This is a genomic window from Sorangium sp. So ce128 (assembly GCF_051525245.1).
Taxonomy (GTDB): Bacteria; Myxococcota_A; Polyangia; order Polyangiales; family Polyangiaceae; genus Sorangium; species Sorangium cellulosum_B.
Genome location: NZ_CP150313.1, coordinates 9090482 through 9106345 on the forward strand (window position 1 = coordinate 9090482; position 15864 = coordinate 9106345).

The following is a 15864-nucleotide window of genomic DNA, read 5'->3' on the forward strand; positions in this document are numbered from 1 at the left end:
CGTGAGGGGGAGCAGTCGAGCGTGCACGCGCACTACGGAGCGGGGGGTGACGGGGGCGGCGACCGACGCGCCGCGCCTTTGCCGGGCGACGCCGGGCTGTACTTTCTGGGGGCGCTGCACGAGCTCGTCGCCGTCGGCCTGCACCGCCCCGCGCTCGAGGCGCTGTGCGCGGGGCAGCGCGACCTCGCGGAGCCGCCCATCGACCGCGCCTACCTGCTCAAGATCCTCGACGAGGAGATCTGCCGGCAGTTCGGGCATCCGCTCCGGCCGCTCATCGAGCTCGTGCTCAACGCCGCCGACGCGGCCCGCGCGCCGCAGCCCGTCGTCGACGTCGCCGTCACCGACGGGCGCGTCGAGGTCAGCGACGCCGGCGCCGGCATGGGGCTCCGGGCAATCCTCTCACGGCTGCTCATCCCGTTCGCGACGGACAAGCGGCCAGGGATCGATCTCGGCCGGTTCGGGGTCGGGTTCTTTTCCGTGCTCGGGCTGGGGCTCTCGGATCCGGAGAGCTTCAGCCTGCACGTCACCACCGGCGACGGCGTCGAGGGATGGGCGATCCGCGTCGTGGCCTGGCCCAGCGCGGGCGACGCGGGCAGCGCGCCTGCGAGCGCCTCGGAGGAGCTCGGGCAAGCCCGCGGCCGCGCGTCGCCCGAGCTCACCGCCGCCCTGATGTGCTCGGTGCGCCGGATCGCGCCGCTGCTGGGGACGCGCGTGCGCGTCACCTCGGCGCTGCTCGAGACGGCCACGGTCCGCGCGTACCTGCGCGACGCGCTCCACTTCTTCCCCGCGAGCCGCGCCCTCGTGCTGCTCGACGGCGCGGCCGTGAACGACGGCCGGCTGATCTCCGGCGGGCAGCTCATCCAGGAGCGGGTCGCGGTCGCGCCCCAGCCCCCCGGCGCGGCCGCGCTGGAGGCGCGGACCCACCTCGGCGACGCGCTCCTCGCGCGCTTCCACGTCGGCGGGCGAGGGCTGCTCCCGAGCATCTCGGCGGCCACCTTCCATGCCGGGGTCAAGGTCGACGCCTGCCTCGCCCTCGCCGAGCTCGCGCTCATCGATTTCCCGGCCGCCGTGGAGCTGACCGAGGGGCGGGACGCGCTCAAGGTCGGGCCCGAGTTCACCGCGGTCGCGACGGCCTTCTACCGGCGCCTCATCGAGCTCGCCGCGGCGAGCGGCGAGGGCCGGCGCACGCGCGACAGGCTCGCCGAGATGGCCGCCCAGATCAGCGCGCTCATGCTGCAATCCGCGGGCTGGGACGAGGTCGCCCTCGATCTCGCGCGCGCCCTGCTCGGCCCCGGGCGCTGCATGGTGACCCCCGAGCGGCGCGAGGCGCTGCTCGGGTTCCTCGGGCCGAGCGTGGCGGAGCGGCTGTTCGTGCCGGAGAGCTTCTGGGCGGAGCGCGAGTGGCAGCCGCACCTGCCCGGCGAGCGCGAGCTGCTCGAGGACGAGCTCGAGATCGACCCGCCGGAGACGCTCTCGGCCCTGGCGCGGCGCCGCGGCGACCTCTCTGGGCTGCCGCTGCTCGTCGCGCGGGCGACGAGCCCGCACACGACGATGGTCGCCCTCTGCCGGAGCCGGCTCCAGCCGGACCGCGGCGCGGGCGCGGCGGCGCGCCGGGCGCCGGGCGCGCCGCCGCTCCCCGACGCGCCGGGGCGGCGGCCGGCGGGGCCGCTGCCGTGCCTCGGCACGCGCAGGCTCCTGCTCATCCGCGACGACAGCGCGGCGGTGCGGCGTCCCTCGGGCTGGAGCGACTGGTACGCGCTGCGGGCCGCCTTCGATCGGGCCTCCGGGGTGCGCGAGGCCGATCTCGAGCGCGATCTCATCGTCGGCGAACCCGTGGACGGGCCGGCCTTCGCGGCGCCCCGGCCCGGCGAAAGGACGTCTGGAGGCGAGCCATGACCCAGATCTCGTACGGGCTTTTCTCGGAGCTCTTGCTCGTGCGGATCCACGGGCGCGCCGAGGCCTACCTGCAGGCGAGCAGCGCGGAGCGCCTCGCGCTCGTCGCCGCCTGCCGCGGCGAGGCGACGGTGCCCGACCTCGCGCAGCGCATCCTCTCCCGCACCATCTACGCGCAGGCGTCGTCGCGGATCGGCCCGCTCCGCGAGCTGCTCCAGAACGCGCTCGACGCGTCGCCGCCGGGCGCCCGCATCGACGTCCGCTCGTCCGAGGACGGGCGCGAGATCTCGGTCACCGATCAAGGCCGCGGCATGAGCCGGACCGAGCTCCTCGCCGACCTGCTCGTGCCCTTCCGGAGCGGCAAGGCGGGCGAGCCCGACGCGATCGGCGAGCACGGGATAGGCTTCTTCTCCGTGCTCGAGATCGCGCCGTGGATCGAGGTGGTCACGGCGACGCCCTCGGGCGGGCACCGGCTGCTCGTCGCGCCGCTCGGCGGGGGGCCGCCCTACGAGGACTTCTCGTGGACGCTCCTGTCCCTGCCCCGCCCCCCGCCCGCGCCGTACGCGGACGGCGCCCGCGCGGGCGCCCCTGCGCGCCGTGTTGACGAGCGCGCCTCCGAGCCGCCCCGCCGCCCGACGACGGGCACCTCGGTGAGGCTGTCGCTCGCGCAGCCGATCTCGCGGCCCGCGCTCGCCGCGGAGGTCACCGCGGCGGTGGGGCTTGTCGACGCGACCGTCGCGCGGATCTACGTGGACGGCGCGCTCGTCAACACGGCGCGCGGGCGCCTCCGCCGCGCCGCGGAGGTGCCGCTCCGGCTCCCGCCGTCGGGCGAGCTCTGCGGCGCGGTCGAGCTGTTCGTCGGCCGGGGCGACGGCATCGAGCCTCAGCTCACGATCACCCAGAAGGGGCTCACGGTGACGACGCGGATCGATCCCTTCCCTGGCCCCGAGCTCGGGCTTCACCGCGAGCTGGCGCGGGCGATCACGGCGGCGGGCTTCGGCCTGGTCGCGGAGCTGCCGCTCGGCGTGCCGCTCAACAAGGGCCGCTCGGCGGTCGCGGCGACCGCGTCCACGGCGGTCGAGGCGGCGCTCGTCGCGGCCTTCGAGCGGTTCGTCCTGCGCGACGCCCTGTACGACCGCGAGCTCCTGCGCGCGGTCGATCACCGCCTCTCCTCGGTCCTCGACCGGCTCCTCCACGCGGCGCTGCTCGGCGAGAGCATCACGATCGCGTCCGCGCAGGCGGTGGACGAGCTCGATCCGGTCGCGCGCACCCCCACGGTGGCGGCGCCCGAGCAGGTCATCCGCTTCGCGAGCGGGCTGCTCGACGCGCCCCTCTTCCGGTCGATCGTCGTCGACTCCGGCCAGCGGCCCTCGGGGGCGGCGCTCTCCCCGCTCGGCCAGATCCACTACCGGAGCGCGCCGCTGACGCTGCGCGAGCTGCTCCAGGCGCACCGGACCGGCGCGCTCCGCCCCCTCGAGGCCGCACCGTCGCTGTCGTCGAGCCAGGTCCGCAGCACCGCCCGCTGGCCGCTCGGCGCCTCCGGTCCGGGGCCGGAGGCCGCCATGGGGCGGGAGGCCGCCGGCGTGCGGCCCGGGGATCTCGTGTACCTCGCGCTCGACGAGCCGCTCGCCCAGGCGTTCTGGCGGCGCCTCGCGAGCGAGGGCGCGGCGTCGCAGCCCCTCCAGGCCGCCGCCGGGGCGCCTCCGCGGGCGCCGGGCGCCGCGCCGTGCCCGATGCCCCGCACCTCGCGCGAGGCGCTCCTCAAGACCGCGATCGACGTGCCCGGCGTCCGCGCCGTGGCCGCGGCCATGACGATCATCGAGCGGCTCGACGCGGCGATCTCCGAGTCCGCGGACCTCCCGGCGTCGCCGATCTGGGTGCACCAGGACCTCTACGGCCCCGACGAGATGGCGCACACCGACGGGAGCGGGATCAGCGTGAACCTCGCGTCGGCGCGGGTGCGGGCGCTGCTCACCGCGGTGCTCCTGCGCGACGACGCGGTCGCCTTCACGGCGCTGGCGGATCTCCTGCTCCACGAGAAGACCCACGTCTCCCTGGCGAGCTACGTCCCGCGCCCGACGGCCGAGCACGGCACGAGCTTCTACCGCCGCAAGGACTGGATGCGCCGCCGCCTGCTCGCGGCGATCGCGAGCGGCGCGGTCGCCGACCCGATGCGCTGGCTCGCGGTGGCGCGGCGAGGGCTCGCGAGCTCGGCGCTGCCGGCGCCGTCGGAGCTCTCGCAGGCGTTCCTGGCGGCGGCCGCAGCGGCATAACGCATCGCATTATCCGGAGACCGGTGGCCCGACCGCGGGCGAGATCGCCGCGGCGGCGTCGCGCGAGCGCGCGTTATGCCGCGGCGGGTCTCCCCATCGCGTAGGCGATGCCGCTCTGGAGCGTCTGCTTCGTCACCATGCGGCCGAGGTCGACGCCCATCGCCACGAGCGTCTGCGCCACCCTGGGGCTGATCCCGGTGAGCACCGCGCGGGCGCCGAGCAGCCTCAGCGCGTCTGCGGTGCGGATCAGGAGGCTCGCGACCTCCGTGTCGACCAGCTTCACGCCGGTGATGTCGATGATCACGACGCCGGCGCCCCTCGCCTGGACGCCCTCCAGCGCCGTCGCCATCAGCTGGAGCGCCCGCGGCGGGTCCACCGTCCCGACGAGCGGCATGACCACGACCCGATCGGAGATCGGGATGAGCGGCGTCGACATCTCCGCGAGCCGCTCGTCCTTGACCCGCAGGATCTCCTCCTGGAGCGCCGTGCGCATCGTCTCCGTGCGCTCGCGCTCCACGAGCTCACGCGCGAGCCGCTCGTTGGCTTCCCGCAGCTCGGCGGTCCGGCGCCCGACCTCGCCCTCCAGCCCCTCGTTGGCGCGCCGCAGCTCGGCGCTCGCCGCCTCGACCTTCGCGTAGAGCAGCGCGTTCTCCACCGCGATCGCCGCCTGCGACGACAGCATCTCGCACACCTCCAGCCGCGACGCGGTGAACGCGCCGAACGCCGCGTTGTTCTCCAGATAGAGCACGCCCGTGAGGCGGCCCCGGTGAGAGAGCGCGACGCACAGGACCGAGCGCGGGCGGCGCGCGATGACGTACGGATCGGCGGCGAAGCGGCTGTCCTGCGCGGCAGCGTTCAGGATGACGGGCTCCTTGGTCCTGGCCACGTAGCGCACCACCGCCTGGGCGACGTCGCCGCTCTGATCGAGGGGGAGCGAGAGGCCCACGAGCACGCTGCTCGGCTCGACCGTGGCGGTCGCCTCGACGAGCAGCTGGCCTTCGCGCGCGAGCAGCAGCGCGCCCCGCTGCGCGCCGGCGCTCTCGAGGACGAGCCCCATCAGGCGCTCGAGCACGCGATCCAGCACGAGCTCGCTGGAGATGGTCTGCGCTGCCCGGAGGATCGTCGTCGCGTCGAGGAGCGCCGCGCTCTTCGACGTGGTGGTGGTGGGCAGCGACACCGACATCGACCGTTCGCCTGACGGCGGCGCCGCGGACTCCTGGAGGAGATGGGGATGATGCTCCACGAGGTGCGACGCCTTCGCGATCGCCCCCCAGCGCCGATAGGCGTCGTACGCCTCGGTCATGTGGACGCGCGCCGCCTTCACCTTCCCTGCGGGCGCGAGGAACTTCGCGCACAGCTCGTTCGCCAGCGCCTCCTCGTGGACGAACCCGCCCTGGCGCGCGCCGGAGATCGCCTCGTCGTAGCGCGCCATCGCCTCGACCTCCTTCCCGGCCACGCGCGCCACCTCGGCGAGCACGAGCTGATGGCGGTGCCGGTAGTTCTCGGGGCAGCTCGCCGCGAGGAGCGAGAGCCGGGCCTCGTGCGCGGCGATCGCGGCGCCGCGCCGCTCCCGCTCGGCCGCGTCCGGCAGCGCGAGCATCGAGAGCACGGCGTAGAAGGGAAGCATGTCCACGATCGGCGTGCCTCCGGCGATGGCCGTCATCGGCGCGGCGAGATCCGCCATCGCCAGGGCCCCCCGCGGATCCTCGTAGAGGAACGCGAGCCGGGCCTTGGTCACGTGGTACCAGAACTCGGCGAGCGGCAGCTCCGCCAGCGTCGCGGCGAAGGAGGCCTCGTCGAACGCGCCATCGCTCAGGCTGTCTCGGCTCTGGGTCTGCCCCGTGAGGTTCGCGATCATCTGCAGCATGATCTGCAGCGTCGCCGCGCTCGGGCTGTCCTTGAGCCGCTGCACGAGCGCGAGGAGCTTCGCGATCACCTCGCCTACGTTCCCGAGCTCCTCGCCGAGGGCGAGCCGCGTCTCGGCGATCTGGTAGCAGCCATAGGCCAGGAAGAAATCGCCGGACTGCACGCCAGCGTCGTAGGCCCGCTCGAAGTAAGGCAGCGCCTCGCGCAGGTGCCTGCAGCGATGGATGAACCCCGCGAACTGGACGTTCAACTTGCAGACCATCTCGCGGTGGTTGAGCTTGTCGTTGAGATCGATGGCGAGCTTGCCGAACTCGTAGCCCTCCCGGAAGCGCGCCTGGGCCACCGAGAGGAGGAACCCGTAGACGACATAGCCGCTCGCGGAGCCCTCCGAGTGACCGTACCTGAGGGAAATGTTGACCTGCCTGGCGATGAGGAAAGCAAAGAGCGGGTGTTTCGAGGCAAACGCGGCGTTGACCATGACGAGGAGGAACTTCATGAGCGCCCGCTTGTCCGGGTCCGTCATCAGGGGCGCATCGATGAGCTCCTCGATCCGGCGCCCGCCGAGCCCGGCCTGCACCTCCGCGAGCTCCGCCCCCACGACCGCCGCGACCTGCTCGCCCGCCTCCGGCAGCTCGATCCCGAAGAGCGCGAGCCCCGCCAGCCCGGCGGCCATGGCGTCCGCATAACGCCCCTGCGCCATGTATACCGTCATGCGCAGCTCGTGGATGCGCACCTTATCCATCCGCTCTCGCACCCGGCCGAGCAGGGCATCGCACCGCAAAAGCGCACGCTCGAAGCGGCGGGTCAGGAACTCGCACTCGGCAAGATCCATCTGCATCGCGAGGGTCAGCTCGCCGCCCTGCTCCCGGCCGTCGGCGGAGCCGTCGAGCAGCGAGATCCCGGCGTCCAGGTACCTGAACGCCGCCTCGAAGGCCGCCGCGGACCTGGCCTTCCGGCCGGCCGCGAGGTTCATCCGAGCCTGAGGTGCACCTCGGGCCTTCGCGCCGGCTCGATCAGGGCGTAGGCGGCCTCCTGCACGCGATCGTGGAGAAATTGATAGGAGACGTTGCAGGCCGGCTGCTCCGGGATGTCCGCGTCCCGCGCGACGCCGTCATGGTAAAACCGGTAGTCGCCGCTGAGGGGCAGGACGAGCCCCTCGTCCATCGCCCCCCACAGGTGCGCGGCCGTCTCCGCAAGGGGCCTCTCGCGAGCGAGCGCGAGCGTCTCCAGATCGAACTGGTGCCCGAAGCACGCGGCGAGCTTCAAAGCTTCCTGGGTCTCGGCCGGGAGCCTTCGCAGGCTGTCCACCATGAACTCGACCACGTTCTCCGCGATGGGCGTGTCCTGGATACGCCGCAGGTCCCAGGTCCATGCCTCCGCGCTCCGGTCCAGCGTGATGAGCTGCTGCTCGCGGAGCCGCCGGAGCAGCTGATTCAGGTAGAACGGGTTGCCGTGCACCTTCTCGAACAGAAGCGAGGCGAGCGGCGCCGCGCGCTCGGGCTCGCAGTGCAGCGTATCGGACAGGAGCTGGTTCACGTCGGCGAGGCCGAGAGGCCCGAGGGGCAGCTCGGAGACGGTCGCGCCGGCGCTCCGGAGTTCGCTGAGGGCGAACGAGAGCGGGTGTCCCTCGTCGACCTCCTGATCCCGGGCCGCGCCGATCACCAGCAGATGAGCGCCGCCCGTGTTGCTCAGGATGACCTTGAGCAGGTTCAGCGAGGCTGGATCGGCCCACTGCAGGTCGTCGAGGAACAAGGCGAACGGGCGCTCGGAGGACCCGAGCGCCCTCATGAAGCGTTGAAACACCATGTGGCAGCGGCCCTGCGCCTCGGTCGGCCCGAGCTCCGGTACGCTCGGCTGCGGCCCGATCAGCCATGAGAGCTCGGGGACGAGATCGACCATCACTTGCCCGTTCTCCCCGAGCGCCGCCGTGATCCGGTCTCTCCAGCGCGTCAGCGCCTCCGCCGGCTCCACCATGATCTGCCGGATCAGCTCCCGGAGCGCCTGCTGGAAAGGGGCATACGGGACGTTCCGGTCGAGCTGTTCGGATTTGCCGGCGATGAAGTACCCTCCGCGCAGGTGCGCGACGGCGTGCCGTATCTCCTTGATCAGCGCGGACTTGCCGACGCCGGCAGGGCCCCTGACCATCACGAGCTCGGTCGCCCCCTGCGCTGCGCGCTCGACGGCGGACAGGAGCGCGGCTGTCTCCGCCTCGCGGCCATAGAGCTTCTGCGGGATGCAGAGCTCGGCGGAGAGATCGTGCTCTCCGAGGCGGAACGGCTCGACCCGCCCCGCCCGCACGAGCTGAGACAGGCAGGCCTCGAGATCGACGCGGAGGCCGTGAGCGCTCTGGTACCGGTCCTCGGGGGCCTTGGAAAGGAGCTTCATGACGATGTCCGACACCGCCCTGGGGACGTCGGGCGACACCTTGCACGGCGAGGCCGGTGTCCTCGCGATGTGGCTGTGCACGAGCTCCACAGAGTCGACCGCTCGAAAAGGCAGAGACCTCGTGAGCATCTCGTACAGCGTGACGCCGAGGGAGTAGAGGTCGGAGCGATGATCGACGAGGCGGCTCGTGCGGCCGGTCTGCTCGGGCGAGATGTACGCGAGGGTACCTTCCAGTGATTCAGGGCTGCCGATCGCCTGGACCTCTTGGACGAGGCGCGCCGAGATGCCGAAATCGATGAGCCTGATCGCCTTCGACTCCAGATCGAGGAGGACATTGTGCGGCTTGACGTCCCTGTGGACGATGCGCCTTTGATGGAGGGACTCGAGGATGGCCGCGAGGGCGATGGCGACCTCCAGCGTGGTCCGGAGATCGAGGCATGTTTCACGCAGGATGTCGCAGAGCACCCGCCCGCCGGTATCCTCCATGACGAGCGCCACGCCGCGCTCGGACGTCGCGAGCCCGTGAACCCTCGGGACACCGGCGATCGCGAGATCCCTGAGGATCGCGTGCTCGTGCCGCAGCGTCGCGAGCTCTGTGGGATCGGGGAGCTCGGCCTTCAGCCGCTTGACGATGACCTTCGCGCCGTCCTGCTTCCGGTAGCCGCGGTGAACAACGACGCTTCTACCCTCGTGAACTACGTCCGTGAGCGCGTACTCGGACAGGCTGATCATGCGCGTTCCCGCGAGCGTTCGCTCGCCCGGTCTCTCCCCTGCACCGGGCGGCAGCGCCAGCGATCCCCCTTGTTCAGCTATCGCAGAGCCTGATGCAAAATTGCAATGGAGATGTGTACGCGACGGTCTGTTCGCGCCTCGAAGCGAGCGGGCAGACAAACCATGATCACCCTGACGCGCCGGCACAACACGACACAATTCCAGCGAAGTGGAATCGTTCCGGCGCGCTTCCCCCGAGCAGGCTCATCGGGAGACGAGGTCCTTCATCCAGGCGACGTCGTCAGGCGTCGCCTGGTGAAGCTCGTCGGCCCACGCCTCGTCCGTCATGCGCTGGAAGTCCCCGGTGATCTTCTCGAAGTACGAGGACGCGAGCCCCACGAAGGCGCGCGGCGTGCCGCAGGGATCGGCGGTGACGACCATGAGCCGCGGCAGGCCGGTGCCCACGTGCAGCACGCGCCCGACCGGCGTCCCGCCCGCGTCGGTCGGCTGCGTGTGCACGTCGGCGATCGTCGGGTCCTGGATCACGGTCTGGGACATGTCGAAGAAGAGCTCGGCGTACCAGCCATCCGCCCCCACGTCCGAGCCGCAGCCGCTCTGGATCCGGACGGCCTGGTTGATGAAATCGAGGTGCTCCGCCGTGAGGGGCACCCCGGCGCGCTCGTTCTCGGCCATCTCGCCGAGCGTCCGCGCGACGCGCTGCAGGAGCGCGAAGTACGCCGGCACCCGCTGCTCCAGCAGCGACGACGACGGCGCGCCCGGCAGCGACGGCCCGCCCGACAGATCGAGCGTCTCGACCACGCGGGCGCCCTGCTCGGCCAGATCGGCGATGCGCGCGAAGAACGCCGGGTACGGGTCGACGTAGGCGTCCGGGAACTCGCACGTGGCGCCGCTCGTGTACGACTGCTTGGCGTAGAGCAGCGTGTCGTGCCGGAGCTCGGCCCACGAGGCGAGCTGGGTGTTCAGGAGGCGCCGGCCCCACGCCTCGGTCTTTGCCACCGCCGGCAGCCCCGCGTTGTCGGCGAGCGCCTTCGACGGCGACAGCTCCCGCAGCGCGCCGAGCCAGTGATTGTAGATGTTCTTGCTCCAGAAGTCGCCGGGGTGCGCGTCGACGAGCACGCGCATCATGTGCAGGTCCGGCGCGTAGGGGAACTGCCCGAGCTCGGGCGCGAGCAACAGGCCCGCCTGATCGTTGCCGAGCGCAGCGAAGCCCACGTCGAGCGGGCTCGGCATCATGCGCTTGACGGTGCCGCCCTTCACCCGGTCGTAGACCACGTTCGAGAAGACGTGCGAGTCGACGACGTACCGCTGGCCGAGCAGCGCGAAGCTCGACGAGAGGGGCATCGTGCCCTTGCCGAGGCCGTTGATCATGATGTGGCTCGAGATCCGCTGCGTCCCGTGGCCCTTCTTCACCACGACGTCGATGATCTGCTCGTCCGAGAGCCCGGCGAGGCCGGCGGCGTCGGCGAGGTCGAGGTCCGCGAGCAGGACGTCGAGCTCCGGCAGGGTCATGTAGTCGCTCTCGCCGACGAAGGCCTGGACCGCGTCGTCGATGCGCGTGTACCGGGCGAGGGTCGTCTCGTCGGCGAGGGCGCGCAGCACATAGGCGCCCTCGAGCTGCCGCCGCTGCAGGACCTGCGCGCCGTCCTGCTGGGTCTCGAGGAAGCGGAAGTCGACGCGGCCGAGCCACATCATGCTGCGGAAGTAGCGCTGGAGCGCCGGCGAGTCGGTGTAGTGGCCGCGGGGCTCGAACTGCGAGAAGTCCATGATCCGCTCGGAGCCGAAGAGGCGCACGTTGCCCGCGCCCTGGTGGGCCTTGGCGCCCGCGACGAGCTCGTCGATCTTCGCGGCGTCGGCGCCCGCCACGGGCGCGACGGGCGCGTCGTTCAGCAGCGAGAGCGCCACGGCCGTGAAGAGGTCGGCGTCGGCGCGCGCCTCGGCGCCGAGCTCGCCGCCGGCCCCTGCGGCGAGCTGCGCGCGCATCTCCTCGAGCATCGCCCCTAGCTCGGGCGCGAGCGCGGCGAGCTCCACGCCCTTCAGGATCGCGTCGTACGAGCGGTGGACCGCGTACAGGATGGAGTCGGCGGAGACGTAGAGCGGCAGGTCGAGCGCGTAGATGCTCGCGTAGCCGTAAGCGAAGGTCGGAAAGGTCTTCTTCTCCGAGATGACGAAGCCGTTCGCGGAGAGCTTCGCGAGCTCGTCCTGGTCGAGGGCGAGCGAGGTGCTCTGGACGACCGAGAGGCCCTCGGCGTCCGCAGGCGCGTAGGGCAGGCCCGAGGCGAAGGGGACAGCGTACCTCGAGGCGAAGTCCTCCGCGGTCATGTTCGCCGAGGACTCCTGCTCGTCGAGCAGCGCGCTGAGCTCCGCCTGCTGCTCGGGCCCGAGCGGCCCCGGCGGCTGCTCCGACTGCGTACCGCCGGTCTGCGTGCCGCCCGTCTGCGTGCCGCCGGTGTCGGGCTGCAGGTTGCTCTCGCCGGAGCAGCCGCCGGCGAGGGCAAGGAGGATCGGAACGACGTGAAAGTGAAGAAGCATTTTGCGCATCGTGTTTTCCTTCCAGTGCGCGCCTCCAGTGCAGTGCGCGGGGCGCGGCGCCCCCGCTGCGGGCAAGGACGGTGCCGCGGGAGCGAGGCGCGCTCCCGTCTTCGCCCGCAACAGGAAAGATCTGCTCCAGTGCAGCAGGATACGACACCCTCGCGACGGATGCGCCGCTGAGGAGAACTGACGTGATGTCACCGCGCCGGGATCAGGTCCGGTCGTTCGAGATCTGTGCTTCGCGCGGAGAGGGCGTGGTGAAACCGTGAAGACGGCCGGAGAGAAGAAGCGCTCGTGTTGTCCTGACGACTGCCCTCTTCGCGTTCACGTCGATCGGCGCCTGAGCGACCCCCCTCGCTCACCCGCGCTCCCCGCGCTCCCCGCGCTCCCCGCGCTCCCCGCCCGATTCTGTCGATTTCTTGCTCCCCATGACAAAGTGGGAACATCGCTGTTTCGACGGGGCCCCGAGGAAACTTGGCGGTCCCATGCACGATGAGCGTGACGGCGGCGAATCGGATCCACTACAAGGGGCGCCGGAGACGAACCATGACCATCACGTTCTATTACTCCCCCCAATCGAGCGCTGGGCGCATCCGCCTGACGCTCGCCGAGCTCGGTGTCCCCCACGAGGCCGTCCGGGTCGATCTGCGCGCCGGCGACCAGAAGAAGCCGGAGTTCCTCGCCCTCAACCCCAATGGCCAGGTGCCGACCCTCGTGATCGACGGCACCCCGATGTTCGAGTCGGTGGCGATCCAGATCGCCCTCGGCGAGCGTTACGGCGTCGAGAAGGGCCTGTGGCCGGCCCCCGGCTCGCCCGAGCAGCTGATGGCCCTGACGTGGCTCCTCTGGGGCCAGGTCAACCTGACCAGCGCCCTGTTCCGCTACATCAAGAACACGAGCGACTGGTTCCCCAAGGAGCAGCAGGACGCGAAGCAGGCCGAGGCGGCGATGACCGAGGCGCGCGGCCTGCTCCGCATCCTCGACGGCCGCCTCGACGGCCGCCAGTACGTCACCGGCGAGCGCTGTACCCTGGTGGATCTCGACCTCGCGTCCGTGCTCGGCTGGGGCCTTCAGGCGGCCAAGATCGACATCTCCGAGCTGAAGAACCTGAAGGGATGGCTCGGCCGCATGATGGAGCGCCCGGCCGTGAAGGCGATCATGGCCGAGAGCTGAGCCCGAGCGCCTCGCTCGCCCGGGCGGGCGAGGCGCGCCCCCGCCTCTTCATCACCCGCGCGGCGAGCGCCCACGGTCATCCACGCTGTCCGCGCGGTGTGGGCCCCGCGCCCCGAGCGCCCTTGCGCGCGCCGGACACATGCTAGAACTCGGCCGCAATGACGGTCCTCCAGGTCGCCGACCTCAGCTTCGGTTACGGCGCGGACAGGCTCTTCCAGGGCATCACCTTCTCCCTGGAGCAAGGCCAGCGCGCCGCGCTCGTCGCCCCGAACGGCGCGGGCAAATCGACGCTGCTCCGCCTCGTCGCCCGCGAGCTCACCCCCGACACGGGCTCGGTCGTGATCCGCAAGGGGATCCGGTTCGCGTACTTCCGGCAGTCGCACGAGCTCGCGGCCCAGGGCACGGTGCTCGACGCCTTCCTCTCCGGGTTCTCGGAGGTGCTCGAGCTGCGCCACGCCCTCACGGCGGCGCAGCACGCGGCCGCCAGCGGCAGCGAGGCCGATCTCGCCCGCCTCAGCGATCTCACCGACCGCTACCACATCGCCGGCGGCGACGACCTCGAGCGCCGCGTGGAGATCATCGCGGCCCACCTCGGGTTCTCGCCCGCCGACATGGATCGCCCCGTCTCGAGCCTGTCCGGCGGCGAGCGCGGGCGCCTGCAGCTCGGCGTGGTGCTCGCCATCGAGCCCGATCTCTTGCTGCTCGACGAGCCCACGAACCACCTCGACATCGAGACCATCACCTGGCTCGAGAAGCACCTCGCGGGCCTCGGCGGCGCGCTCCTCTGCGTCTCGCACGACCGCGCGTTCCTCGACGCCGTCTGCCCGCACACGTTCGAGCTCGGGCAGCGCAGCTTCCGCGCCTACCCGCTCAAGTACAGCGACTACGCCGTCGCCCGCGAGGAGGACCTCGCCCGGGAGCGGGAGCTCGCCGAGCGGCAGGAGGCGTTCGTCGCCAAGACCGAGGACTTCATCCGGCGCAACATCGCCGGCCAGAAGACGAAGCAGGCGCAGAGCCGGCGCAAGATGCTCGAGAAGCTCGAGACGATCGACCGGCCCGAGGACGTGTGGGCGACCGCCGAGAGGGTCCGGTTCCGGTTCGCGCCCGCGCCGCGCAGCGGGGACATCGTGCTCGACGCGCGCGGGCTCGGCGCCTCGCGCGGCGGGCGCACGCTCTTCTCCGGCGTGGACCTCCTCCTGCGGCGCGGCGACCGCGTCGGCATCGTGGGGCCCAACGGGACGGGCAAATCGACGCTGCTCAAGCTGCTCGCCGGCGCGGGCGCGCCCGAGGACGCGGGCGACGTGCGGCGCGGGACGAACCTCTGCCAGGGCTACTTCGACCAGCACCTCGGCTCGCTCGATCCGTCGAGGACCGCGGTCGAGGAGATCCGCAGCGTGCGGGCCGACATGAACGTCGACGCGACACGCCAGTACCTGTCGCGCTTCCGGTTCTACGGGGACGACGCGCTCCGGAAGGTGCAGGGCTTCTCCGGCGGCGAGCGGAGCCGGCTCGCGCTCGGCAAGCTGCTCCTCGAGCCGCGCAACCTGCTCTTCCTCGACGAACCGACGAACCACCTCGACATCCCTGCCGCCGAGATCCTCGAGGAGGCGCTCGCGGGCTTCGAGGGCACGGTGCTGCTCGTCTCGCACGACCGCAGGTTCCTGGAGGCGGTGACGACGCGCGTCGTCGCGGTGCGCGAGGGGCGCGTGGACATCTACCCCGGCGGCTTCCGCGACTACCGCGACAACCTCGAGAAGCTCGCGGCCGAGGCGGAGGAGGCGGAGCGGGCGCGCGAGGAGGGCGAGAGGGCGAAGGGCGCGCGCGGAGCGCGGAAGACGGCGAGCGCGCCGCCGCCGCGCGAGGAGCCGCGGGCGGAGGCGGCGGACCGGGGCGCGAAGGCGTCTGGCCGCGCGGTGCGGCGGAGCGGCGCGACGATGCCGCCGCCGGCCGACGCGGGCGACGCGGCGGCGCGCCGGCGGGCGTTCGAGAGCGACAAGGCGACGGCGCGGGCGACGGAGCGCAAGCGCAAGCGGATCAAGGAGCTGGAGGCGGAGATCGCGGCGGGCGAGTCGCGGCTCGCGGAGATGCGCGAGGCGCTCAAGCAGGACCCGGGCGGCGACTGGGCGAAGCTCGCGGCGGCGGCGCGCGAGGAGCAGGCGCTCGCGAAGCGCGTCGACGCGGCGATGGCGGAGTGGATGGCGCTCAGCGAGGAGCTCGGGGCCTCGGCGACGGCGGGAGGCGAGGCGTGAAGCGGCGGGCGGGGGGCGCGCGGCGGGCTCGCGTCGCGGGGGTGCTGCTCGCGCTCGCCGCGGCGGCGCTCGGCCCGGCATGCAAGGAGAAGCGCGACGACGGCACCACGCCGGCGCAGGCCGTCGCCGAGCTGCCGCCGCTCGAGCTCCGCGACGACACGGCGAACCTGATGCTGACGTGGATCGACGAGAAGGGCGACACGCACGTCGAGCTCCACCCGACCGACGTGCCGGCCGAGGGACGCGCGCTCGTCCGCGCCATGCTCTCGGACCGGACGGAGGGGACGCGGGACGCGTTCTACGTCGCGGATCTGACGCAGAAGCGGCCGGACGGCACGTATGCGGTCCGGACGATGCCGCGGAGGGAATGGGAGTCGCTGCTGGAGAAGCGGCGCGCCGAGCACATCGCGAAGACGGCGCCGCCGCCCGCGGCGCCGGGCCCCGGCGGCTCGGCGGGCGCCGGCGCGCCGGGCGCGCCCAGCCACCTCGCGGGGGTCACGGTGATCATTTACGGCGCCTCGTGGTGCAAGCCGTGCCACCAGGCCGCGGACTACCTGCGCTCGAAGGGGATCGCCGCGGTGGTGAAGGACATCGAGGAGGACGCGGGCGCGGCCGCGGAGATGCAGGACAAGCTCGCGAAGAGCCACCAGCGCGGGGGCAGCATCCCGATCATCGACGTGCGGGGGCAGATCCTCGTGGGGTTCAGCCCGGGGGCGATCGACCAGGCGCTCGCGCGGGCGGCGGGCGGGACGACGCTCTGAGGG

Annotated in this window: 8 protein-coding genes; 5 read left to right on the top strand and 3 right to left on the bottom strand. The window is 72.3% G+C overall.

Annotated elements, in window-relative coordinates; genetic code table 11:
- Nucleotides 1-21 precede the first annotated feature (21 nt).
- Both WME82_RS34640 and WME82_RS34645 read left to right on the top strand, forming a co-directional pair.
- Nucleotides 22-1896 (top strand): ATP-binding protein, encoded by a 1875-nt coding sequence (locus WME82_RS34640; protein ID WP_438038787.1) that lies wholly within the window; start codon nucleotides 22-24, stop codon nucleotides 1894-1896.
- Nucleotides 1893-4166 (top strand): ATP-binding protein, encoded by a 2274-nt coding sequence (locus WME82_RS34645; protein ID WP_438038788.1) that lies wholly within the window; start codon nucleotides 1893-1895, stop codon nucleotides 4164-4166. Before WME82_RS34640 ends, WME82_RS34645 begins: the two co-directional genes overlap by 4 nt.
- 73 nt (nucleotides 4167-4239) lie before the next feature.
- Here WME82_RS34645 and WME82_RS34650 read toward each other — a convergent pair whose 3' ends face one another.
- The 3 genes from WME82_RS34650 to WME82_RS34660 all read right to left on the bottom strand — a co-directional run bounded on the left by WME82_RS34650 (nucleotide 4240) and on the right by WME82_RS34660 (nucleotide 11687).
- Entirely contained in the window at nucleotides 4240-7005 is a 2766-nt protein-coding gene (locus WME82_RS34650; protein ID WP_438038789.1) for a GAF domain-containing protein, read from the bottom strand.
- On the bottom strand, nucleotides 7002-9149 hold the full coding sequence (locus WME82_RS34655; protein WP_438038790.1) for an ATP-binding protein: 2148 nt from the start codon (nucleotides 9147-9149) through the stop codon (nucleotides 7002-7004). The genes WME82_RS34650 and WME82_RS34655 overlap by 4 nt, the downstream gene beginning before the upstream one ends.
- Before the next feature lie 243 nt (nucleotides 9150-9392).
- Nucleotides 9393-11687, bottom strand: a complete 2295-nt coding sequence (locus WME82_RS34660; RefSeq protein ID WP_438038791.1) for a DUF3160 domain-containing protein — start codon at nucleotides 11685-11687, stop codon at nucleotides 9393-9395.
- Nucleotides 11688-12224: 537 nt separating this feature from the next.
- Between WME82_RS34660 and WME82_RS34665 the strand changes: the two genes are divergently transcribed.
- The 3 genes from WME82_RS34665 to WME82_RS34675 all read left to right on the top strand — a co-directional run bounded on the left by WME82_RS34665 (nucleotide 12225) and on the right by WME82_RS34675 (nucleotide 15861).
- Nucleotides 12225-12851, top strand: a complete 627-nt coding sequence (locus WME82_RS34665) for a glutathione S-transferase family protein (RefSeq protein WP_438038792.1) — start codon at nucleotides 12225-12227, stop codon at nucleotides 12849-12851.
- A gap of 158 nt (nucleotides 12852-13009) precedes the next feature.
- A complete protein-coding gene (locus WME82_RS34670) occupies nucleotides 13010-15100 on the top strand; it encodes an ABC-F family ATP-binding cassette domain-containing protein (protein ID WP_438038793.1) in 2091 nt (696 codons plus the stop codon).
- Nucleotides 15097-15861: a glutaredoxin domain-containing protein gene (locus tag WME82_RS34675; RefSeq protein WP_438038794.1), complete on the top strand. Its 765-nt coding sequence runs from the start codon at nucleotides 15097-15099 to the stop codon at nucleotides 15859-15861. The genes WME82_RS34670 and WME82_RS34675 overlap by 4 nt, the downstream gene beginning before the upstream one ends.
- Nucleotides 15862-15864 lie beyond the last annotated feature (3 nt).